This window comes from Streptomyces sp. HUAS 31 (assembly GCF_028198125.1).
In the GTDB taxonomy this organism is placed as follows: domain Bacteria; phylum Actinomycetota; class Actinomycetes; order Streptomycetales; family Streptomycetaceae; genus Streptomyces; species Streptomyces chartreusis.
On sequence record NZ_CP116353.1, the window covers coordinates 2,990,773 to 3,013,202 of the forward strand.

The window sequence follows — 22,430 nt, forward strand, 5'->3', positions numbered from 1 at the left end:
TCAAGTAACAGGGTTACCCTGAGGGCATGGCCACTCCGCACAAGACCCGCCGTCCGGATGAACTGACCCTTGAAGTCGTCGACCTCATCGGTTCGGTCGTGGCCCGGTACCACGAGGAGTACGAGGAGGCCGCCGCCGAGCACGCGCTGACCGGGGCGCAGGCGCGGCTGCTGAGTCTGCTGTCGCTGGAGCCGCTGCCGATGCGGAAGCTGGCGCAGCGCTTGCGGTGCGAGCCGTCGAACGTGACCGGGATCGTGGACCGGCTGGAGGCGCGGGGGCTGGTGGAACGGCGGCCGGATCCGGCGGACCGACGGGTGAAGCTGGCGGCGGTGACCGAGGACGGGCGGACGGTGGCTCGGGGGCTGCGTGAGTCGCTGCGGTTCGCTCGGGAGCCGCTTGCGGGGTTGTCGGAGGAGGAGCGGTTGGCACTGCGGGATCTGTTGCGCCGCATGTTGGGGGTACGGCAGGAGGACGTGCCGCAGTAGGCCGTCGTTCGGGTGCCGGCCCGTCGGGGCCGGTCGCGCGGTTCCCCGCGCCCCTGAAGGCGTTGCCGAACCGCGGCTGACGAGGGCGGCCGGCTTGGGCCTGGCGCCTTGAGCGGCGGTTCTGCAGTGCCCCCAGGGGCGCGGGGAACCGCGCGAGCGGCCCCAACGCGCCCGCAGACGCGAGAGGGCCTGCCGTGGCACATCCCCCGGCGGGATCACCCCGTGCAGGTGATGCGGGGGCCGGGGAGCAAACGGTGGGATGTGTCTGTGGGTGGTGAACGGAGACACGCCGGCACGGGGCCGCGGTGGGCGGCCCGTCTGGCGTTGCTCGTCGCCGCCGGGGCGCTCGTGCTGGTGCTGACCGCGGCCGGGATCGACAGTCTCGGCCTGTTGGTGGTCGGGCTGGCGGGGCTCGCCGTCACCGCCGCCGCTCTGTGGTGGACGCTCTCGCGGCGCGGGCTGGTGCGGGCGCTGGCTGCGGTGCTCGCGTTGCTGACGCCGGGTGCGGTGCTGCTGGCGTACTCGGCGGTGGGGCTGCTGTGGGCCGTGCTGTCGGCCCTCGCGCTGTGGGCCGTCGCGGCGCTGATCGGGCGGTCCGCCCTCGCGGCGGACGCCGGGCACACGAAGGAACGGATCCGTTCGACGCCCCCGCCCAAGGCACCGTTCCTCATCATGAACCCCCGCTCCGGCGGCGGAAAGGTCGGCAGGTTCGACCTCGTGGCGAAGGCGCGGGCCCGGGGCGCCGAGGTCGTCGTGCTGGACCCGGCGCATCCCCAGGACGTCGAGGCACTCGCCCGCCGGGCCGTCGCCGAGGGAGCCGATCTGCTGGGGGTCGCGGGCGGCGACGGCACCCAGGCGCTGGTGGCGGGGGTGGCCGCCGGGCACGGTCTGCCGTTCATGGTGATCTCCGCCGGCACCCGCAACCACTTCGCCATGGACCTCGGCCTGGACCGGGACGACCCCTCGAAGTGCCTCGACGCGCTGACCGACGGCATCGAACTCCGCGTCGACCTCGGCCGGATCGGTGAGCGCGTGTTCGTGAACACCGCGTCCTTCGGGGCGTACGCGACGGTGGTGCAGAGCCCCGCGTACCGCGACGACAAGGTGCGCACCGTCCTGCGGGAGCTCCCGGACCTGCTCACCCATCACACCGGTCCGCGGCTCACCGTGCGGGCGGGGCAGGTGGCCATCGACGCTCCCCAGGGCGTGCTGATCAGCAACAACCCCTACGGTCTCGGCGACGCGGCCGGTCTGGGCCGGCGGCCCCGGCTGGACTCCGGCGCCCTCGGCGTCCTCGGGGTCAGCGTCGACAACGCCGCGCAGGCGGCCGGGCTGCTGCGCGGCCAGCAGGCGCGCGGACTGATCTCACTGGCCGCGGAGGAGGTGGTGGTCCGCTCCGACGCGCCCGACGTCCCGGTGGGCGTCGACGGCGAGGCCCTGCTGCTGCCCGCTCCCGTCGTGTGCCGCGTGATGCCGGGCGCACTGCGTGTGCGCGTACCGCGCGACCGGCCGGGCGTGCCCGACGCGAAGCCACCGGTCGACTGGCGGGCCCTGCGCCGACTGGCGTTCGCACACCGGACCGGGGGTGCCGGCGGGTGACATCACTGGGGGCACCACCGGGTGACGTCAGTGCCTCGAACGCCGGTCACTCACCACATGCACCACCGTGTGACGTTCACCGAGGCGAACGCCGACCGCTCAGGTGCACCACCACAGGAACCGGTTGCACGTCTCCGACGGCGACGGGTCCGGGGTCGGGTCCGAGGCGGTCGGCTCGGTCGTCGGCGTCGGGTCCCCGGCCGAGGTGGGGGTGGGAGCCGGGTCCTGGGTGGACGGGCCGGAGCCGCCGCCCGTCGTCGAGGACTGGGGGTCCTTCGACGGGGTCTCGCCGTCCTCGTCCTTCTTGTCCTTGTCCTTGGGGGACTTGGAGACCGAAGGGGAGGCCGAGGGGTCGTTCGACGCCTTGTCCGCGCCCGCTCCGGCGCTCCCGTCCGTGGCGTCCGGCGAGGGCGACACCTCCGACTCCGCGGCGCCCTCCGCCGACTCGTCCCCGGCGGCGGCCGGCTTGGCGCTCCTGCCGGGGGCGTCCATGCCGAGTTCCGCGAGGCTGAGGCCGCCGGCCGCGAGCACGAACCCGGCCGTGATCAGCAGGACCCGGCGACGGCGGCGCCGGTGCGCGGCGGCCTTGCGATCGCGACGGCTTCCGCCGCCCGCCCCGGACTCCTCGTCGAGGTCCGGGTCGTCCTCGTCCTCGTAGTCGTCGTCGTACCCGGCGGATTCGTCGCTCTCCGCGTACTCGTCGGGCTCTTCGTAGGCGCGCTTGCGTCCACGGCCGCGCCGCTGTGCCGCCCGTCGTGCGGCACGCCCGCCGACCGGCGCGTCCGCGGCGACCGGCTCCGCCTCCGGGACGTCCTCCGGCTCCGCGGCCGACTCGGCCTGCTGAGCGCGCGGTTCGTCGTGACGCCCGTCGTACTGGGCGCCGACGTACGGGGCGCCGCCGTACTGGTCCGTGCCGTACCCGCCGTTGTACTGCCCCGCGCCCGCGTACCCGTCGTACGCGCCCTGGCCCGCGGCTCCCGCGGGCCGTTCGGCCAGCTGCGGGTACGCCTGGTCCGGAGCACCCGCGTACACCCGGGGTTGTTCGACCGTGGCGCCGCACCCCGGGCAGGCGAGGGCGCCATTCAGGTGCCGTCGGCACGGGTGGCAGTAGTCCATGACGCGGGAAGACTAGGTTCCGCAGACGCACAGTTCCTAGTCACAGCTGTGAAAGTTCTGTATGAAACAAGCCGTTCGTGCATGGCGAGTTGACGGATATGCGCGGACACGCCAGAGACGCCCTCCACGCTCCGCGACGGGTTGCCCGAAATCCGTATCGAAAGCGGTGTCGAAACCGTTATGTGTTCGACCCATTGACACTCCGACCGCCCTCTCCCTACTGTCACGTCAGCATTTCGAACGTGTGACGAAATCTCGAACACACTCGAATGCGACGCCAAATGAGCCGACGACGCAGCAAGGGGCAACTGCCGTGCGCATCACCGGAATCAGCACACACGTGGTCGGGACGCCGTGGCGCAACCTGACCTACGTCCAGGTGCACACCGACGAGGGGGTCACCGGAGTCGGCGAGACCCGGATGCTGGGCCACACCGACGCGCTGATCGGCTACCTGCGGGAGGCCGAGGCCAACCACATTCTCGGTTCGGACCCGTTCGCTGTCGAGGACCTCGTCCGCCGCATGAAGTACGGCGACTACGGCCGGGCCGGCGAGATCGTGATGTCCGGTATCGCCGTGATCGAGATGGCCTGCTGGGACATCAAGGGCAAGGCCCTCGGCGTACCGGTCTGGCAGCTCCTGGGCGGCAAGGTCACCGACAAGGTGAAGGCGTACGCCAACGGCTGGTACACCACGGAGCGGACCCCGGAGGCGTACCACAAGGCCGCCCAGGGCGTCATGGAGCGCGGGTACAAGGCGCTCAAGATCGACCCCTTCGGCACCGGGCACTTCGAGCTCGACCACGAGCAGTCCCTCTACGCCGTCTCGCTCATCGAGGCCGTGCGGGACGCCATCGGCCCCGACGCCGAGCTGATGCTGGAGATGCACGGCCGCTTCTCCCCCGCCACCGCGGTGCGGCTCGCCAAGGAGCTGGCGCCCTTCAAGCCGGCGTGGCTGGAGGAGCCCTGCCCGCCGGAGAACCTGAAGGCGCTGGAGAAGGTCGCCGCCAAGGTCGACATCCCGGTCGCCACCGGCGAGCGGATCCACGACCGCATCGAGTTCCGTGAGCTCTTCGAGAGCCAGGCCGTCGACATCATCCAGCCCGACGTCGGCCACATCGGCGGCATCTGGGAGACCCGCAAGCTGGCCGCGACCGCCGAGACCCACTACGTGCTGGTCGCCCCGCACAACGTCGGCGGCTCGGTCCTGACCGCCGCCTCCCTCCAGGTCGGCTTCACCTCCCCGAACTTCAAGATCCTGGAGCACTTCAACGACTTCGCCGACGCGGAGATCAAGAAGGTCGTCAAGGGCGCGCCGCAGGTGAACCCGGAGGACGGCTGCTTCCACCTCTCCGACGCCCCGGGCCTCGGGGTGGAGTTCGACGCCGACGCCGCCGCCGAGTTCCCGCAGCAGCAGGCCCGCTTCGACCTGTGGGCCGAGGGCTGGGAGCAGCGCAAGCCCAAGGGCTCGCAGTGAGCACCGCCGTCGTCATCGAGGCGCCCGGCGAGCACCGGCTCACCGAGCACACGCCGCGTGCGCCGGAGGCCGGCGAGGCGCTGGTGCGGGTCCACGCGGTCGGGATCTGCGGCAGCGACCGGGAGGTGTACCAGGGCAACCGGCCCGAGGGGTACGTCCGTTACCCGCTCACGCCGGGGCACGAGTGGTCCGGGACCGTGCAGGCGGTCGGGGCCGGGGTGCCATCGGGTCTCGTCGGCCGCAAGGTCGTCGGCGAGGGGTTCCGCAACTGCCAGGTCTGCGACCGCTGTCACGCCGGTGAGACGACGCTGTGCGGCGCGGGCTACGAGGAGACCGGGTTCACCCAGCCCGGCGCCATGGCGGGCACGCTGACGCTCCCCGCCCGGCTGCTGCACGTCCTGCCGGACGACTGCGACCTGACCGCCGCGGCCCTGCTGGAGCCGGCCGCCTGCATCGCCGCCGCGGCGATCAAGGCGAACGCGCTGCCGGGTGAGCGGGTGGCCGTGGTGGGCACCGGGACGCTCGGGATGTTCGCCGTCCAGTTCCTCAAGGCGGGTTCGCCGGGCGAGCTGCTCGTGGTGGGCACGCGGCGCGACCGGGAGGCGCTGTCGCGGCAGTACGGCGCGACCGACTTCCGCACCAAGGACCAGGAGCTCCCGGACGACTTCGACGTCGTCATCGAGACCGCCGGGTCCGCGGACGCGGCGCGGGTCTCCGCCGGTCTGCTGCGGCGCGGCGGGCGGCTGGTCCTCACCGGGATCCCGGCGCCGGGCGCGCAGGGGCTCGACCCGACCGATCTGGTCGTACGGCAGCTGGAGGTGCACACCGTGTTCGGGGCACCGCCGGACGCCTGGGCACACACGGTGCGCGTGTTCGCGGCCGGACTGCTCGATCCGCTGCCGCTCGTCACGCACGAGCTGCCGCTCCAGGAGTTCCCGCAGGCGATCGAGCTCGTCGGATCCGGCGATCCCAAGGTGGGCAAGGTCCTCCTCCGTCCTTGAGTGACCCCGGGAAAGTGCAGGCACGCCCCCACGCCCCCCCGGCGCCCCTCAGCCGTACGCCGGTACGGGGGCAACCTGACGGTCCCCGTACCGGCGTACACCCAAGACCCGCACGCCTTGAGCCGCGAACCTCGTCCGATATTTCGAACCAGAAGGACAGCTTGTGACCGACGCTTCCGCAGCCCGTCGACCCGGTGAGCAGGTGCTCTCCGCCCTCGGCCTGGGCGCGCCCGACCTCTCCCCCGCCGACGCCTCGCCCCACTCCTTCCCGGGCGGTGGCCGCTGGCGCACCGAGATCCCCTCGTGCGAGGGTCCCGAAGCGCTCGCCGTCGTCCTCAAGGAAGCCTCGCTGCTGGACGTGCCGATCCACCGGATCAGCCAGGGCAGCGGCGTGTGGATGCTGACCGACGCCGAGATCGCCGAGATGGTCGACGCGACGAACGAACGCGACATCGAGCTCTGCCTGTTCACCGGCCCGCGCGGCACCTGGGACATCGGCGGCTCCACGCGCACCGACTCGCGGGGAGCGGGACTGCGCGCCCGGGGCCACGACGCCGTCGCCGGCTGCGTCGAGGACGCCGTACGGGCCACGGAGCTGGGCGTCAAGTGTCTGCTCGTCGCCGACGAGGGCGTGCTGTGGACGCTGCACCGGGCGCGGGCCGCCGGGATCATCCCGGCAGACACCACCCTCAAGGTGAGCGCGCTGATAGGCCCGGTCAACCCGGCCGCCTACGCGGTCTACGAGAACCTCGGCGCCGACTCGATCAACGTGCCCAGCGATCTCACGCTCGATCACCTCACCGAGATCCGGCGGGTCTCGGCCGCCCCCATGGACATGTACATCGAGGCCCCCGACGATCTCGGCGGCTATGTCCGGATGTACGAGGTCGCCGAGCTGATCCGGCGCGGCGCACCGCTCTATCTGAAGTTCGGGCTCTCCAAGGCCCCCGGGATCTACCCCTACGGACACCACATGCGGGACCTGACGCTGGCCACCGCCCGGGAACGCGTACGGCGCGGCCGGCTGGCCCTGGACCTGCTCGCACGGCACGGAGCTGACGGCGACATGGCGCCTCTCGGTTCACGGCTGCCCGGAACTCTGAACCGATTCGAAACTCCCGCATAACGTTCCGGACAAACCCCCTTCACAGAAGAAGACGCAGTCGAACACAATCCCACACACCCTCGGTCTACTCTCACCGCTGGCCGAACAGCCCTCGACACGCGTCCCCGCAATCGCCCAGACCGAGCCCTGCTCACCCACATCAAGGATGATGATCATGCGTACACGCAGAGCCGCACTCGCCGCCATCGCCTCCGCCGCGTCCCTCGCACTGACCCTGACCGCCTGCGGCCAGAGCGGTGAGGGCGGCTCCAAGGAGGAAGGCGGGGACACCAAGGGCGCGACCATCGGCATCGCGATGCCGACCAAGTCCTCCGAGCGCTGGATAGCCGACGGCAAGAACGTCGTCGCGGACCTGGAGTCCAAGGGCTACAAGACCAAGCTGGTCTACGGCGAGGACGACCCGGACCAGCAGGTCTCGCAGATCGAGAACCTGATCACGCAGGGCGTCAAGGCGCTGATCGTCGCGGCCATCGACAACAAGTCGATGAACAACGTGCTCCAGCAGGCCAAGGACGCCGACATCCCGGTGATCTCCTACGACCGCCTCATCCTCGGCACCGAGAACGTCGACTACTACGCGTCGTTCGACAACGAGAAGGTCGGCGAGCTCCAGGCCGACTACATGGTCGAGAAGCTCGGCCTGAAGGACGGCTCGAAGAAGGGCCCCTTCAACATCGAGCTGTTCGCCGGCTCGAACGACGACAACAACACCCGCTACTTCTTCGGTGGGGCGATGAAGGTGCTGCAGCCCTACATCGACAAGAAGCAGCTCGTCGTCCGCTCCGGTCAGACCAAGCTGACCCAGGTCACCACCCTGCGCTGGGACGGCGGCACCGCCCAGAAGCGCATGGACGACATCCTGACCTCGGCCTACAAGAGCGAGCGCGTGGACGCGGTCCTCTCGCCCTACGACGGCATCTCCATCGGCATCCTGTCGGCCCTGAAGTCGGACGACTACGGCTCCAAGAGCAAGCCGCTGCCGGTCGTCACCGGTCAGGACGCCGAGGTCGCGTCGGTGAAGTCGATCATCGCCGACGAGCAGTCGATGACCGTCTACAAGGACACCCGCGAGCTCGCCAAGGTCGCCTCGGGCATGGTCGATTCCCTGCTCAACGACAAGAAGCCCGAGGTCAACGACACCAAGACGTATGACAACGGCTCGAAGGTCGTCCCGGCGTACCTGCTGGAGCCGGTCGCGGTCGACAAGACCAACTACCAGAAGGAGGTCGTCGACTCCGGCTACATCAAGGAAAGCGACCTCAAGTAACCGCCGGCCCACTCTGATTGGAAGGCACGACCATGGCGGGACCCGTCCTGGAAATGCGCTCGATCGTCAAGACCTTTCCCGGCGTCAAGGCGCTGTCGGACGTCACGCTGACCGTCCGGCAGGGCGAGGTCCACGCCATCTGCGGGGAGAACGGCGCCGGCAAGTCGACCCTCATGAAGGTCCTCTCCGGCGTCCACCCGCACGGCACCTACGAGGGCGACATCCTCTTCGAGGGGGAGGTCTGCGAGTTCAAGGACATCAGGGCCAGTGAGGATCACGGCATCGTGATCATCCACCAGGAACTGGCCCTGATCCCCTACCTCTCCATCGCGGAGAACATCTTCCTCGGCAACGAGCACGCCACGCGCGGGATCATCAGCTGGACCGAGACCCTCAAGCACGCCACCGAACTGCTGCGCCGGGTCGGCCTCTCCGACCACCCCGACACCCGCGTCGCCGACATCGGCGTGGGCAAGCAGCAGCTCGTGGAGATCGCGAAGGCGCTGTCGAAGAAGGTGAAGCTGCTCATCCTCGACGAGCCGACCGCGGCTCTGAACGACGAGGACAGCGGCAAACTCCTGGATCTGATCCTGGAGTTGAAGAAGCAGGGCATCACCTCGATCATCATCTCCCACAAGCTCAACGAGATCCGCAAGGTCGCCGACTCGGTGACGATCCTGCGCGACGGCCAGACCATCGAGACCCTCGATGTGAAGGCGCCGGAGACCAGCGAGGACCGGATCATCAGCGGAATGGTCGGCCGGGACCTGGAGCACCGCTTCCCCGACCGCACCCCGCACGAGCCGGAGGAGGGCGCGGCCCCCGCGCTGGAGATCCGCAACTGGACCGTGCACCACCCGATCGACCAGCAGCGCAAGGTCGTCGACGACGTGTCGATCGAGGTGCGGCGCGGGGAGATCGTCGGTATCGCGGGCCTGATGGGCGCCGGCCGCACCGAGCTCGCGATGAGCGTGTTCGGGCGGACCTACGGCCGCTACCACGGCGGCACGGTCCTCAAGGACGGCAAGGAGATCCGTACGAAGTCCGTCCCCGAGGCGGTGAAGAACGGCATCGCCTATGTCACCGAGGACCGCAAGCACTACGGCCTGAACCTCATCGACACCATCAACCGCAACATCTCGCTCAGCGCGCTGGGCAAGGTCGCCAAGCGGGGCGTGGTCGACGAGCACGGGGAGCGGCAGGTCGCCGAAGGCTTCCGCAAGTCCATGAACATCAAGGCACCGACGGTCTTCGAGCCGGTGGGCAAGCTGTCCGGCGGCAACCAGCAGAAGGTCGTTCTCAGCAAGTGGATCTTCGCCGGTCCCGATGTGCTGATCCTGGACGAGCCGACGCGCGGCATCGACGTCGGTGCCAAGTACGAGATCTACACGGTCATCGACCAGCTGGCCGCCCAGGGCAAGGCGGTCGTCTTCATCTCCTCCGAGCTGCCGGAGCTGCTCGGCATGTGTGACCGCATCTACACGATGGCCGCGGGGCGGCTGACCGGCGAGTTCTCGCGGGCCGAGGCCTCGCAGGAATCGCTGATGCGTCAGATGACTAAGGACAAAGAGGTAACCCGATGAGCACGGATGTGACCGCCAAGACCCCGGCCCCCGCGCCGCCGGGCAAGAGCGGAGGGGCCGCGGGCGACGGCCTGCTCCAACTGGTGCTGGAGGGCCTGCGCCGCAACATGCGGCAGTACGGCATGCTGATCGCGCTCGGCCTGATCGTGGTGCTGTTCGCGGTGTGGACCGACGGCGACCTGCTGCTGCCGCGCAACGTCTCCAACCTGGTGCTCCAGAACAGCTACATCCTGATCCTCGCGATCGGCATGATGCTGGTGATCATCGCGGGCCACATCGACCTGTCGGTGGGATCACTGACGGCGTTCATCGGCTCGATGGCCGCCGTGTTCATGGTCAAGAACGACCTGCCATGGCCCGTCGCGGTCATCCTCTGCCTCGCCATGGGCGCGCTCGCGGGCGCGGCACAAGGGTTCTTCATCGCGTACGGCGGAATACCATCCTTCATCGTGACCCTCGCGGGCATGCTGATCTTCCGCGGTCTCACCGAGATCTTCCTGGAGGGCCAGACCCTCGGCCCGTTCCCTGAGGGCCTGCAGAAGGTCGCCAACGGCTTCCTGCCCGAGGTCGGACCGAACACGAACTACCACAACCTCACTCTGCTGCTCGGCTTCGCGATGATCGCCTTCGTGGTCTTCCAGGAGTTCCGGGACCGCCGCCGGCAGCAGGAGTTCTCCCTGGACGTCCCGCCCTTCAAGCTGTTCCTGCTGAAGCTGGTCGCGCTCGGCGCCGCCATCCTCACGCTGACCATGCTGCTCGCAAGCTACAAGGGCGCCCCGATCGTGCTGCTCATCCTGGGCGTGCTGCTCGTCGGCTTCGGCTACGTCATGCGCAACGCGATCATCGGCCGCCACATCTACGCGATCGGCGGCAACCTGCCCGCGGCCAAGCTGTCGGGTGTGAAGGACAAGAAGGTCACCTTCCTGGTCTTCCTGAACATGGGCATGCTCGCGGCCCTGGCGGGTCTGGTCTTCGCCGCCCGCTTCAACGCGGCCTCTCCCAAGGCCGGCCTCAACTTCGAGCTGGAGGCCATCGCGGCCTCGTTCATCGGCGGCGCGTCGATGAGCGGCGGCGTCGGCACGGTACTCGGCGCGATCATCGGTGGCCTGGTCCTGGGCGTGCTGAACAACGGCATGAACCTCGTCGGCATCGGCACCGACTGGCAGCAGGTCATCAAGGGCCTGGTACTGCTGGCGGCGGTCGGATTCGACGTGTGGAACAAGCGCAAGGTCGGTTCGTAAGTCCAAGCACAGGGCCCCGCCGGAAGGCGGGGCCCTTCAACTTCCTGAGCAGGAGCCGCACATGGACATGAGCAGACGTACGGTCATCGCCGGTGCCGCGGCGGCGGGGATCACCGCCGCGACCATCGGCAGCGCGCACGCCACGGGAGACCGGACGCCGGTGAAGTCGCTCTTCGGCAGACTCGCCGACGGCACGAAGGTGTACAGCTGGTCGCTGGCCAACGGCGGCACGCGGATGAAGGTCCTCTCCTACGGCGGCATCGTGCAGTCCCTGGAGATCCCGGACCGGCGCGGCCACTACGCCAACGTCTCGCTCGGCTTCGACAACATCGAGGACTACGTCGCGGGGAGCCCGTACTTCGGGGCGCTGATCGGCCGCTACGGCAACCGGATCGGCAAGGGGCAGTTCACCCTCGACGGCAAGGCCTACCAGGTCAACGTCAACGACGGCGCGAACAGCCTGCACGGCGGCGCCAAGGGCTTCGACAAGCGCGTGTGGGACGTCGAGCCGTTCACCAAGGGCTCCGACGTCGGCCTGCACCTGTACTACACCTCCGTCGACGGCGAGATGGGCTACCCGGGCACGCTCAAGGTGAAGGTGACGTACAGCCTCACCAAGTACGGCGACTGGCGCATCGACTACGCGGCCACCACCGACAAGGCCACCGTCGTCAACCTCACCAGCCACGTCTACTGGAACCTCGCGGGCGAGGGCAGCGGCACGATCGAGAACCACGAGCTGAAGATCGACGCCTCCCGCTACACCCCCGTCGACTCGGGCCTCATCCCCACCGGTGAGCTGGCCCCCGTCGCCGGCACCCCCTTCGACTTCCGCCGCAGCAAGCGGATAGGCGAGGACCTGCGCGAGCCGCACCAGCAGCTGCTCTACGGCAAGGGCATCGACCACAACTGGGTGCTCGACAAGGGCATCTCGCCGCGTCCCGAGTGGATCGCGACCCTGAAGGACCCCTCCTCCGGCCGCACCCTGCGGATGGCGTCCACCGAGCCGGGCCTGCAGTTCTATTCCGGCAACTTCCTCGACGGCACCCTGGTCGGCACCGGCGGCCGCACCTACCGGCAGGGGGACGCGCTGTGCCTGGAGACACAGCACTTCCCGGACTCGCCGAACAAGCCGGCCTTCCCGTCCACGGTGCTGCGACCGGGGCAGACGTACCGGTCGACGACGATCCACTCGTTCAGCCGCTGAGTCCGGATCAGCCGCTGAGCCCGGCTGATCCGTCCGTTCTGACGGTTCTTCACAGGTGGCGCACAACTTCTCACCGACTTCTCAGTGGTTGAACAGCGCCACCCCAGTATCCGTATGTAAGGGCGGCCCGTGCTCCCCCGCGCGGGCCACCCAAAGACGACGGGCCCGGTCGTCCCCACCGGGCCCGCCCCATACGGAGGTTCCATGGCCGACAACGTCACCTCGCTGTTCCGCAGCACCGCGGCACACAGCCCGTCGATGGCGGCGCTGACGCGTGAGGGCGGCGACGGGGCCGGTCCGGTCGACTTCTGCATTCCCTGCAACCCGTACTTCCCGACGCCGGAGATGTTCGAGGACATGGGGGCCCGGCTGCGGGACATCATCACGTACTACCCGAGCAGTGCCGACACGATCACGGCCGAACTGTGCAGCCTGCTCCAGCTTCCGCCGCAGTGCGTGGCGATGGGCAACGGCTCCACGGAGCTGATCACCTGGATCGACCACCTGATGGTCCGGGAGTCCCTCGCCATCCCCGTCCCCACGTTCGGCCGCTGGACCGACCAGCCCATGGAGACCGGCAAGCGGGTCGACATGTTCCCGCTCCAGGAGTCCAGCGGCTTCGCGCTGGACCTCGCGCAGTACGCCGAGTTCATCCGGGCCAGGGGGACCCGGGTGGCGGTCATCTGCAACCCCAACAACCCTGACGGCGGCTACCTCCACAAGCACGCGCTCGTGCAGTTCATGGACGCCATGGCCGACCTGGACCTGGTCATCATCGACGAGTCCTTCCTGGAGTTCGCCGACGCCGAGCAGGAGCCGTCGGTCGTCCAGGAGGCGATGCTGCGCCCGAACGTGATCGTGCTGCGCAGCCTCGGCAAGAACTTCGGCCTGCACGGCATCCGCTTCGGCTACCTCGTCGCCAACCCGGCGCTGGCCGGCATGGTCCGCTCGATGCTGCCGAAGTGGAACCTCAACGCGTTCGCCGAGCACGTGGTGTTCATGCTCAAGAACCACGGCGCCGAGTACGCGCAGAGCCTGCACCAGGTGCGCCGCGACCGCCTCGACATGGCGAGCCACCTGGCCCAGCTGCCCGGCCTGACGGTCTACCCGTCGCAGGGCAACTTCCTCTTCGTGCGCCTCCCCGTGGGCGCCGAGGGCACCGTGGTCCGCGACCGGCTGCTCACCGAGCACCGGATCCTGGTCCGCGAGTGCGGCAACAAGATCGGTTCGTCCAGCCGCTTCCTGCGACTCGTGGTGCGCCCCCAGGTGGACGTGCGTCGCCTGGTGTCCGGCCTGGAGCAGGTGCTCTACGGGTCCAGGAGGGGAGCCGCCGTACCCGAGCTGGGTACAGGGACCAACTACAGCTCGGGTACGGCGGCCGTGGACCGGTTGGTCAGCTCCACCAACGGCGCGGGAATGCCGGGTCTTGCCGCACAGGCCATGGCGGCGCCGATGCCTGCGGCGCCTCAGCCGCAGGCGGTGCCGCAGGGGGGCGGTATGCCGATGCCGGCGCCGGTTCCGGTGGCCCCGGCCGCCGCGGCCCCTGCGCCGGCTCCCGCTCCGACGCCCATGCCCGCGCCGATGCCGGCGCCGGCTCCCGTGGCGACACCCGCGCCCGCCCCTGCGCCGATGTCGTTCCCCTCGCCCGTGGCGCCCGCCGCGGCGGTGGTGCCGCCCGGGCCCACGCCGCCGGGGGTGCCGGCGCGTGGGGGGCTTACGGCCGCGCAGGTGCGGGGTACCACCGGGCCGGGGTTGACTCCGGCGCCGGCGACCGGGTGGCCGAACAGCCAGAGCTGGCCGAATGCGGCGGGGATGGGGCAGGTGGGGTAGCGCCCTCTCGCCGTAGGGGTGAGGTGTTGTCGCGGGTGCTGCGCCGTCGTGGCTTGTCGCGCAGTTCCCCGCGCCCCTGAGGGGGTTGCGGCTAGGCCGGGTTCAATCGCCACTGTTGGCACGTGTTGTTCAGCCAGGTCCACTGGCGTACGTCCGTGCCGTCCGCCGCGCCGCAGTTCGCCACGTCGGCCACCTTGCCCGTGGCCTGGTTGACGATCCTGACGTGACCGGTGTCCGTGGCGACGAAGCGGAAGCGCTGGCAGGTGTTGTTCAGCCACGACCACTGGCGCAGGTCGGCGCCGTCGGCGCCGGAGCAGTTCTCGGTGTCGAGGACCTTGCCGGTGGCGACGTTCACCAGGCGGTGGGTGTCGTCGCCGAGGTCCTCCAGGCGCCACTTCTGGTTGTTGCCGCCGCCGCACGACCACTGCTGCACATTGGCGCCGTCCGCCGTCGAACTCCCCGCCACGTCCAGGCACTTGCCGCTGTTGCGGTTGACGACCGTGTACGTGGTGGAGGCGGTGGCGGGCTCACCGGACGGGCCGGCGAGGGAGGCGCCCAGGCGTACGGGAGTGCCGAAGTCCGGTGTGCCGTCGGAGTTCCAGGTGAACTTCTGCGCCCGGGTCGTACGGCCGTTGTCGCAGCCGTCGGAGGCGGAGTCGTTGGCGTGGTAGACGATCCAGTTCTCGGTGCCGTCGGGTGAGGTGAAGAAGCCGTTGTGGCCGGGGCCGTACACGCCGTTGGTGTCGCTGCGCTGGAAGACGGGCGTGGACTTCTTGGTCCAGGAGGAGGCCGACAGGGGGTCCGACCCCGTCAGCGTGAGCCGGCCGAGTTTGTAGTCGGGTGTCCAGCAGCCGCTGCCCGAGTAGACGAGGAAGGTTCTGCCGCCGCGCTGGAGGATCTCCGGGCCCTCGTTGACCGTGCCGTTGCGCTCCCAGTCGTACGTGGGCGTGGAGATGGTGGAGAAGCCGGTGGCCAGGGTGTACGGGTTGGACATCCGGGCCGCGACGAGGTTCTGCGTACCGCCGCCGCTCGCGCTGCCGAAGAGATACAGCTGACCGTTGATGGTGGCCACGTTCGGGTCCAGCATCCAGGCGGAGTTGAGCTGGTTGCGGTACGTGTACGGGCCCATCGGGTCGGAGCCGGCGCTCTCCAGTACGTGGGTGCGCTGGGTGGGGATGTAGTCGGAGACGTTCTGTCCGGCGACGTAGTACAGGTACCAGCGGCCGTCGAGGAAGTGCAGCTCCGGGGCCCAGATGTTGCAGCAGCGGTTCGCCGCGTCGCCCTGCCACACCTGCACGCTCGGGGCGGAGGCGAGGCCGGCGAGGGTCGGGGACTTCCGGATGGTGATGGCGTCAGTCCAGCTAGTCGTCACCAGGTAGTAGTTGCCGTCGTGGTAGGCGATCCAGGGGTCGGCGCCCTTGACCGACTTGACGGGGTTGACGAACGAGGCGGCGCTCGCGGACGGCTGGCCGAGGCTCAGCGCGAGCAGCAGGGCCGCCAGCAGGGTCAGTAGGCGACGGGCCATCCGCTGCTCCAGTTCAGAAGGTTGATGCCCAGCTTGGGCGTGCCGTTGTCGGTGCCGTCGTAGTAGTGGTAGACGATCAGGTCGCCGTCGACGTCGTTCATGATCGACTGGCCGCCGGGGCCGATGACGCTGCCGTGCGACTCCAGGACGGGCGTGCCGCCGTTGTTGAGCATCGAGACGCCGTTGCGGTCGTAGTACGGGCCGGTGACGCTCGTGGCGCGGCCGACCTTGACCTTGTAGGTGCTGCTCGTGCCGGCGCAGCAGGTGTCGTAGGAGGCGAAGAGGTAGTAGTAACCGCCCCGCTTGACGACGAAGGGGGCCTCCACGGCCTTGGTGCCGGTCGGGCGGGAGGCGAGGGAGTAGCGGGTGGTGTCGGAGGAGAGCTGTTTGCCGGTGGCGGGGTTGATCCGGATCATCTTGATCCCGGTCCACCAACTGCCGAAGGACAGCCACCACTTGCCGTCGTCGTCGACGAAGAGGTTCGGGTCGATGGCGTTGTAGTCACTGGCTGAGCCGGAGGTGTAGACGGTGCCGTAGTCGGTCCAGCTGCCCGGCTGTCCGGTCGTGGAGCCCGCCAGGCCGATGGCGGAGGTGTTCGAGCCGAACTTCGAGACGGAGTAGTACATCAGGTACTTGCCGCCGTGGAACGAGATGTCAGGCGCCCATGCCTCCGGGACGGAGGAGTACGTCGACCACCAGCCGGGGCGGCTGCCGAAGGCGTCGGCGCCCGCGCTGAAGGCGGTGCGGTCGGACGACGTCTTGCTCGCGATGCCGCCGCCGGTGGCGTACAGCAGGTACTGGCCGGAGGAGGTGCGGATCATCGACGGGTCGTGGGTGACGACGGACCCGGTGACCCGGCCGGGATTGGGGTAGGCCGACGCCGAGGACGGGATCAGGGCGAGGAGCGCGGCGACGGGAAGAGCGAGGAGGGTGGTGCGCTTGCGGCTCATGCGGGTCCTCCTTGCGGTGGGGGTGTCAGACTGGTCGATATACCGAACAGTGCTCGCAAGTTCGAACGGGACCGTAGAATCGAAGCGCTTGCGCGTCAATGCCCCGCGCGTGAACCAGGTAGCACGCAGGTGTGGATTCCGAACAGCATCGGTCGTTTCCCGCTCCGCGCGCGACCCGCTGGGGTAGTTGTGGACGCATGATGCCCTTGGAGGAAGCACGGGACGAGCTGAAGCATCTGCTGGTCCGCTGCGAACGGTGGTTACGGGCGGTCGACGAGGTGTCGGATCTTCTCCCCGACGCCCGTGACCTGGGCTCCGACGTCGAGCGCATGGAGGCCCTGCGCACCCGCGCCCTGTCGACCATGCTCAAGGTGGCACTGCTCGGACGGCAGTCCTCGGGCAAGAGCTTCCTCATCAGCGGCCTCCAAGGCGGCCTGAAATACCTCCCGTTCATCGATGAGGACGGCGAGCAGTCGGACGAGTACGTCGGGATCCTGCCGTCGTCGGCGAGTCCGACCACCGCCTGCCCCTCGACGGTCATCCCCATCGGGGACGACCCCACGGTCGACGCGTACGGGCGGGGGCTGCTGCGGGTCAAGTTCAGGGGGCGAGCCGACTGGGTGGAGGTCGGCACGGATCTGCACCGTGCCGAAGTGGCCGCCTACGCGGCTGCGGACGGCAACAGGGCCGATCGCCGCTCGGAGCACGTCAACGATCACGTCGAGCGGATCGAACTGCTCATCTCCAAGGCGCGACTGCCGATCAAGCTCTTCGACCTGCCGGGCTCGGAGTCCGAGGACGAGGAGCGCGACGAGATCATGTACGAGGCCTGGAAGGAGGCCGACTGCTTCATCTACGTCAGCCAGGCCACCGAGGCCCTGACCTCGAACGAACTGCGCCTGATCCGTGATCTGTACTCGCACGCGGTACCGGCCAGGAAGCGGGTGCTGTGGGTCCTCTCCGGGATCGACCGGGCGGCACAGCGCGAGCACAACCAGGCGGCCTGGAAGAACGTACTGGCGACCAACAACCAGTATCTGCGTGACCGTTACCCCAGCTCCGAGCGGTTCATCGGGGAGGGCTTCCTTCCCGTGTCGGCGGCCCTGGAGGCCCAGGCGGAGTTCGAGGAGGGCAAGGGCAGGGACGGAAGCGCGCTTCACCGGCGCGGCCGGATGGGGGAACTGCGCGACCGCCTCCAGGGCCTGCTGGAGTCCGGCGCCGGGCACAAGCATCTGAAGCTGATCGGGGACGAGGCGGGCTGGGTCGTACGGCGCAGACGGCGGACCGTCGCCGATGTGCTGGATGCCCACCGGGTGGCCGTGGACCAGCTTGAGGTCCAGCGGGACGGCCTCCGGCAGGAGCTGGAAGGCATGGACGAGTCCCTGCAGCGGATGCTGACGGAGCTGAACGACGAACTCGACCGCAGGATCCGCAAGACCCAGCGGCCGTTCAACGGTCTGGCGAGCGAACTGCACCGGGGGCTGGACGGCTTGATCGACGCCGGCAACCTGAGTGCCGAGCACGTCAACGAGATCGGCGTCCGTCACGTCCAGCTCTTCAACGAGTGGATGACGGGCCCCGACGGACCGGGCACGCTCTGGGAGCGCGAACGCGCGGCGCTCGACGACAGCGCCCGGCTGTTCCTGCGGTCACTGTTCGGCGAGGACACCGGCTCCCGGCTGGTCGGACCCGAGCCGCTCGACCTCGACTCCATCCCGGTGGCGAACGACGGGGACAACCCCTGGCGGGCGTACGGCGTGGTTCAGGACGCGGCCAACGTGCTCGGTGTCGCGAGCCCGCTCGCCGGCGGCGCGGTCTGGCTGACGACGAGCCTCAGTCTCGCCACCATCGCGGTACCGGTGGGAGCGGCCGTCCTCGCCGCCATCGGCATCGCCAGGATCACGGACTTCCTGCGGGAACGGGAGTCCAAGATCCAGCAGGCCCGCCAGGAACGCAAGGACATGGTCGACGAGCAGGCCAAGGAGGCCCGCACCGGCTTCGAGGAGATGGTGCGCAGCGACGGCCGGCGCGTGATCGACGCGGCCGCGGAGTACCACCACCGGCACCGGGCCCGGCTGCGCGCGACGCTGGACGAGATAGTGCAACGGATGCGCGCCGAGGACACCGAAGGCAGCCGCGAGATCGTCAGGCGCCTGACGCCGGTCGAGGAGCAGGGCCGTGCCATCGCCGCCGACATGCAGGACCTGCTCGACCGCAACAGGACGGTCTGACGGCCCACCAGCACACACCGACCCGTCAGATGGGCCTGCGCAGGCCCGTGATGAGGAGTTCCACCAGTCGGCGGGCGTCGTAGCGGGGGTCGTTGTCCGCGCCGATGCAGAGGTTGCCGACGCCGCGCATGAGTTCGTAGGCCTCGATGCCGGAGCGGATCTCGCCGGCGTCGGCGGCGGCTTCGAGCAGGTCGGTGCAGACGGGGAGCAGACGGTCGAGGAAGTAGGTGTGCAGGGTCTCGAAGCCCGCGCTGTCGGAGTGCAGCACGCCCGCGAGGCCGTGCTTGGTGACCAGGAAGTCGACGAAGAGGTCGATCCACTCGCGCAGCGCGGTGAACGGGGAGTCGGCGGCGGCCAGCAGCCTCGGGCCGGCTTCGGCGCACTCCTCGATCTGATGGCGGTAGACGGCGGTCACGAGGTCCGCCCGGGTCGGGAAGTGGCGGTAGATCGTGCCCATCCCGACGCCCGCCCTGGCCGCGATCCGGCGGATCGGCGCGTCGACGCCCGAGGTGACGAAGACCTCGGCGGCCGCGGCGAGCAGCGTCTGCTGGTTGCGCTGCGCGTCGGCCCGCTTGGTTCGGGCCGGTGTCTTCCCGGCCGGGTTCTCGGTGGACATCAGGCATTCCTCTGGCGCCGTTGACAAAACGGAACAGCGCTCCGGATACTAAATGGAGCAGCGTTCCGGTTCAGGTTAGTCGAGCCGTGCGCTTCCTGCCATCCACCCTGCCCACCTTCCGGTCGAAGCGACCAGGTGCAGCCAGGGCCCCAGAAGGGAATCGCTCATGTCCGCATCCACACAGAGCACCGTCATCGACCCGCCCGTACCCGTGATGTCGTACGGCCCGGTGGTGCTGCCGATCCCCGGCCGCCCCGTCGATCTGCACCTGCGCGTCACCGCCCCCGCGACCGGCGGCGACCTGCCCGTCATCCTCCTCTCGCACGGGCACGGCCCCTCGAACCACCTCTCCTCGCTGCACGGCTACGCGCCGCTCGCCGACCGCTGGGCCGCGCAGGGCTTCGTCGTCGTCCAGCCCACCCACCTCAGCTCCAGGACCCTGAGCCACCTCGTCGCCGACGCCCCCGGGGCGCCCTTCTTCTGGCGGGCGCGCGCCGAGGACATGACGCACCTGCTCGACCGGTTCGACGCGATCGAGGCCGCCGTGCCGCGACTCGCCGGACGCGTGGACCGCACCCGCGTCGCCGTCGCCGGGCACTCGCTCGGCGGCCACACCGCCGGCCTCCTGCTGGGCGCCCGCAACACCGACCCCGACACGGGGGAAGCGGTGGACCTGCTCGAACCCCGCATCACCGCGGGCGTGCTGCTCGCGGCGCCCGGCAGGGGCGGCGACGACGTCCTGAACGGGCCGATGGCGGAGGCCATCTCGTTCGTCCACTCGTCCGACTTCTCCACCATGACCACCGCCGCCCTGGTCGTCGCGGGCGACAAGGACGAATCCCGGCACTTCACGGACGCCGGACCGGAGTGGCACACCGACCCCTACACCCTCGCGCCCGGCCCCAAGACCCTGCTCACCCTGTTCGGCGCCGAGCACGGTCTCGGCGGCATCGCCGGCTACGACGCCGCCGAGACCACCGACGAGAACCCGGCGCTCGTGGCCGCCCTCGGCCGCCTCGTCCCGGCCTACCTCCGCACCCGGTTCGACCCCGCCGACGACGCCTGGCGTACGACGAGCGACGCGCTGACGACCGGCCGGGACGCCGTCGGACGGGTGGAGTCCAAGTAGCCGGGACGGCCCTGCCTAAAGACCGGCAGAGAACTTGACGGGCACTCACTTTGCCCAACTGACAGCCCATCAACAGCATCGTTTTCTACGGTGCCGTGTCCATGACAGACACTTCGAAGGCAACCCCCACCGCGATCGGACGCCGCACCGTACTGATCGCCACCGGCGCCACGGCCGCGGCACTGACCGTGGGCGCGGCAGCGCCCGAAGCCCCCACAGCCGCCCAGGCACCCGTCGCCGCCGCGGCCGTCTGCACCCTCACGAAGGAGATGACCGAAGGCCCCTACTACCTCGACGGACAGCTCGTCCGCGCCGACGTGAGCGAGGACAAGACCGGCATCCCGCTGGAGCTCACCCTCACCGTCGTCGACGACAGCACCTGCGCGCCCCTGAACAAGGCCCTGGTGGAGATCTGGCACTGCGACGCGCTCGGCGAGTACTCCGGCTTCGTCGGCAACAACGGCCACGACGAGCCCGACAACGGCACCTTCCTGCGCGGCGGCGTGCTCACCGGCTCGGACGGCGTCGCCCGCATCACAACGGTGTACCCCGGCTGGTACCGCGGCCGCTGCGTCCACATCCACGTCAAGGTGCACACCGACGTCACCCTCACCGCCGACGGCTCGTTCACCGGCGGCCAGGAACTCCACACCGGCCAGCTCTTCTTCAGCGAGACGATCACCACGCGGGTCGCGGCCCTGGCCACCTACGCCGCCAACACCGTCCCGCGCACCACCCTCGCCCAGGACGGCATCTACGACGACGGAGGCGCCGCGTCCGGCCTGCTGACCCTGGCCGCGCTCGGCAGCTCGCCCTCCGCCGGCTACGCGGGGACGCTGGCCCTGGGCGTGGAGAGCTAGCCGAACCCGACCCCTACGACCGGGCCGCGCCCGCCGCTTCCGGCGGGCGCGGCCCTACGTGCGCACTACTTGGCCGGGCACTGCTTCCAGGCCAGGTGGTACACCGTGCTGATGTCGCCGTCGGTCGAGTCCATGGTCATGAAGCTGACCTTGCTCGGCGAGGACGAACCGAGGTTCACCCGCAGCTCGGTGTTGATGTTGAAGTTGCGCTGAACCCCGCAGGGCGCCCAGACCAGTTGGGCCCAGTCGGTCTCGTCGGTGGCCTGCCAGTTGTCGTTGAGCGGGCCGCTGAACGGGTGGCTGCGGAACTGCGTGTTCGGCGAGCCCTGGAAGTAGTACGAGGCTCTCTGTATGGCGTTCGAGCCGGACTGCAGGGCGGCGAAGCCGCGGTAGTCGGCGCTGGCGATGGCGTAGGTGAAGCCGCCGGGGACGTGCACGACCAGGCTGAGCTGGCAGTTCTTACGGAACGCCGTGGGGTCGGAGTTGCCGCCGACCTGGGCGAGGTAGTCGCTGTACGTCACCGTGAACGCGGTGTTGTCCTCGGAGACGGCGACCGCCGTGGTGCCCTGGGGGCAGCCGGAGCCGTTCACCGTGGCGACCTTGATGACGATCTTGTCCGGCGGCGGGTCTTCGAACGCCGGCGACGCTTGCGCGGGCAGCGCAGCGATGAGAAGAGCGGCCAGAGAGGCGCCGCTCAGCAGGAATCTCAGGAGTCCACGTGCCATGGATCTCTCCTCGGAAAATGGGGGGTGGCTGCGCCCCCGACCCCTTTCGGCCCCGCCGAGTCTTCGTTGAATCCTTGAAGAAACAGTGAGGTTCCTGTGAAGGTCGAAGGCGTACCGCATCGTAGGAGCCACGGATGTGGCCGACAGGGGCCAACTCCGGCCATTTACAACGCAGTTGAGCTGCGCGCTATTGAGCCGTTCGCATCCGCACACCCATCCGTCACCGGCAACGCACTCAACTCCCCTCACATGACGCGAATCGCAGGGCTCACCGCCCGCGCGGTGCGCTTTCGTATGCGAGTGCACACGGGTGTGCCGGTCGCCGATGGCTCGTACACAGGGCGCGAGGTCATTCACATCGGGCGGCTGTGCTGGGACGACGGGGTGGGTGCCGCGGTCCGCGGGTCCTCACGGCACGTGGTGACACGGTGGCGGACGGCCACAAGGCGACCTTGACAGCGG

The 22,430-nt window shown here is 69.5% G+C and carries 18 protein-coding genes; 13 read left to right on the forward strand and 5 right to left on the reverse strand.

From position 1 onward, the window contains the following. Nucleotides 1-26 precede the first annotated feature (26 nt). Nucleotides 27-485: a MarR family winged helix-turn-helix transcriptional regulator gene (locus tag PGH47_RS13210; protein WP_271663583.1), complete on the forward strand. Its 459-nt coding sequence runs from the start codon at nucleotides 27-29 to the stop codon at nucleotides 483-485. A 231-nt stretch (nucleotides 486-716) separates the two neighbouring features. Then, the gene (locus PGH47_RS13215; RefSeq protein ID WP_443048611.1) at nucleotides 717-2,084 is read left to right on the forward strand and encodes a diacylglycerol/lipid kinase family protein; all 1,368 of its coding nucleotides are present in this window, start codon (nucleotides 717-719) and stop codon (nucleotides 2,082-2,084) included. Between the two features lie 99 nt (nucleotides 2,085-2,183). On the opposite strand, the gene PGH47_RS13220 is transcribed toward PGH47_RS13215, so the two are convergent. Beyond that, nucleotides 2,184-3,200, reverse strand: a complete 1,017-nt coding sequence (locus PGH47_RS13220; protein WP_271663585.1) for an SCO2400 family protein — start codon at nucleotides 3,198-3,200, stop codon at nucleotides 2,184-2,186. 313 nt (nucleotides 3,201-3,513) lie between these two features. On the opposite strand from PGH47_RS13220, the gene PGH47_RS13225 reads away from it, so the two are divergent. From PGH47_RS13225 to PGH47_RS13260, 8 genes are all read left to right on the forward strand, one after another. Beyond that, entirely contained in the window at nucleotides 3,514-4,677 is a 1,164-nt protein-coding gene (locus PGH47_RS13225) for a mandelate racemase/muconate lactonizing enzyme family protein (protein WP_107906764.1), read from the forward strand. After that, complete coding sequence (locus PGH47_RS13230; RefSeq protein ID WP_271663586.1) at nucleotides 4,674-5,678, forward strand: zinc-dependent alcohol dehydrogenase; 1,005 nt, start codon at nucleotides 4,674-4,676, stop codon at nucleotides 5,676-5,678. Before PGH47_RS13225 ends, PGH47_RS13230 begins: the two co-directional genes overlap by 4 nt. A gap of 163 nt (nucleotides 5,679-5,841) precedes the next feature. Beyond that, nucleotides 5,842-6,804: a hypothetical protein gene (locus tag PGH47_RS13235; RefSeq protein ID WP_271663587.1), complete on the forward strand. Its 963-nt coding sequence runs from the start codon at nucleotides 5,842-5,844 to the stop codon at nucleotides 6,802-6,804. A 154-nt stretch (nucleotides 6,805-6,958) separates the two neighbouring features. After that, entirely contained in the window at nucleotides 6,959-8,071 is a 1,113-nt protein-coding gene (gene chvE, locus PGH47_RS13240) for a multiple monosaccharide ABC transporter substrate-binding protein (RefSeq protein WP_365106668.1), read from the forward strand. A gap of 32 nt (nucleotides 8,072-8,103) precedes the next feature. Beyond that, on the forward strand, nucleotides 8,104-9,654 hold the full coding sequence (gene mmsA, locus PGH47_RS13245) for a multiple monosaccharide ABC transporter ATP-binding protein (RefSeq protein WP_271663589.1): 1,551 nt from the start codon (nucleotides 8,104-8,106) through the stop codon (nucleotides 9,652-9,654). Continuing rightward, complete coding sequence (gene mmsB / locus PGH47_RS13250) at nucleotides 9,651-10,895, forward strand: multiple monosaccharide ABC transporter permease (RefSeq protein ID WP_030950373.1); 1,245 nt, start codon at nucleotides 9,651-9,653, stop codon at nucleotides 10,893-10,895. Before mmsA ends, mmsB begins: the two co-directional genes overlap by 4 nt. A gap of 61 nt (nucleotides 10,896-10,956) precedes the next feature. Beyond that, nucleotides 10,957-12,102: an aldose epimerase family protein gene (locus PGH47_RS13255; RefSeq protein WP_271663590.1), complete on the forward strand. Its 1,146-nt coding sequence runs from the start codon at nucleotides 10,957-10,959 to the stop codon at nucleotides 12,100-12,102. A 204-nt stretch (nucleotides 12,103-12,306) separates the two neighbouring features. Continuing rightward, a complete protein-coding gene (locus PGH47_RS13260; RefSeq protein ID WP_271663591.1) occupies nucleotides 12,307-13,932 on the forward strand; it encodes a pyridoxal phosphate-dependent aminotransferase in 1,626 nt (541 codons plus the stop codon). Nucleotides 13,933-14,023: 91 nt separating this feature from the next. On the opposite strand, the gene PGH47_RS13265 is transcribed toward PGH47_RS13260, so the two are convergent. Continuing rightward, the gene (locus PGH47_RS13265) at nucleotides 14,024-15,457 is read right to left on the reverse strand and encodes a family 43 glycosylhydrolase (RefSeq protein WP_271663592.1); all 1,434 of its coding nucleotides are present in this window, start codon (nucleotides 15,455-15,457) and stop codon (nucleotides 14,024-14,026) included. Next, nucleotides 15,439-16,407 (reverse strand): arabinan endo-1,5-alpha-L-arabinosidase, encoded by a 969-nt coding sequence (locus PGH47_RS13270; RefSeq protein WP_271663593.1) that lies wholly within the window; start codon nucleotides 16,405-16,407, stop codon nucleotides 15,439-15,441. Before PGH47_RS13270 ends, PGH47_RS13265 begins: the two co-directional genes overlap by 19 nt. Nucleotides 16,408-16,607: 200 nt before the next feature. Between PGH47_RS13270 and PGH47_RS13275 the strand changes: the two genes are divergently transcribed. Next, nucleotides 16,608-18,638: a dynamin family protein gene (locus tag PGH47_RS13275; protein ID WP_271663594.1), complete on the forward strand. Its 2,031-nt coding sequence runs from the start codon at nucleotides 16,608-16,610 to the stop codon at nucleotides 18,636-18,638. A 25-nt stretch (nucleotides 18,639-18,663) separates the two neighbouring features. Here PGH47_RS13275 and PGH47_RS13280 read toward each other — a convergent pair whose 3' ends face one another. Beyond that, a complete protein-coding gene (locus PGH47_RS13280; RefSeq protein ID WP_271663595.1) occupies nucleotides 18,664-19,254 on the reverse strand; it encodes a TetR/AcrR family transcriptional regulator in 591 nt (196 codons plus the stop codon). Between the two features lie 166 nt (nucleotides 19,255-19,420). On the opposite strand from PGH47_RS13280, the gene PGH47_RS13285 reads away from it, so the two are divergent. Together PGH47_RS13285 and PGH47_RS13290 are read left to right on the forward strand one after the other, a co-directional pair. After that, a complete protein-coding gene (locus PGH47_RS13285; protein WP_271663596.1) occupies nucleotides 19,421-20,383 on the forward strand; it encodes an alpha/beta hydrolase family protein in 963 nt (320 codons plus the stop codon). A 101-nt stretch (nucleotides 20,384-20,484) separates the two neighbouring features. Next, nucleotides 20,485-21,243: an intradiol ring-cleavage dioxygenase gene (locus PGH47_RS13290; RefSeq protein WP_271663597.1), complete on the forward strand. Its 759-nt coding sequence runs from the start codon at nucleotides 20,485-20,487 to the stop codon at nucleotides 21,241-21,243. A 65-nt stretch (nucleotides 21,244-21,308) separates the two neighbouring features. Here the strand turns inward: PGH47_RS13290 and PGH47_RS13295 are convergent, their stop codons facing one another. After that, a complete protein-coding gene (locus tag PGH47_RS13295; RefSeq protein ID WP_271663598.1) occupies nucleotides 21,309-21,968 on the reverse strand; it encodes a DUF4360 domain-containing protein in 660 nt (219 codons plus the stop codon). Between the last annotated feature and the right edge of the window lie 462 nt (nucleotides 21,969-22,430).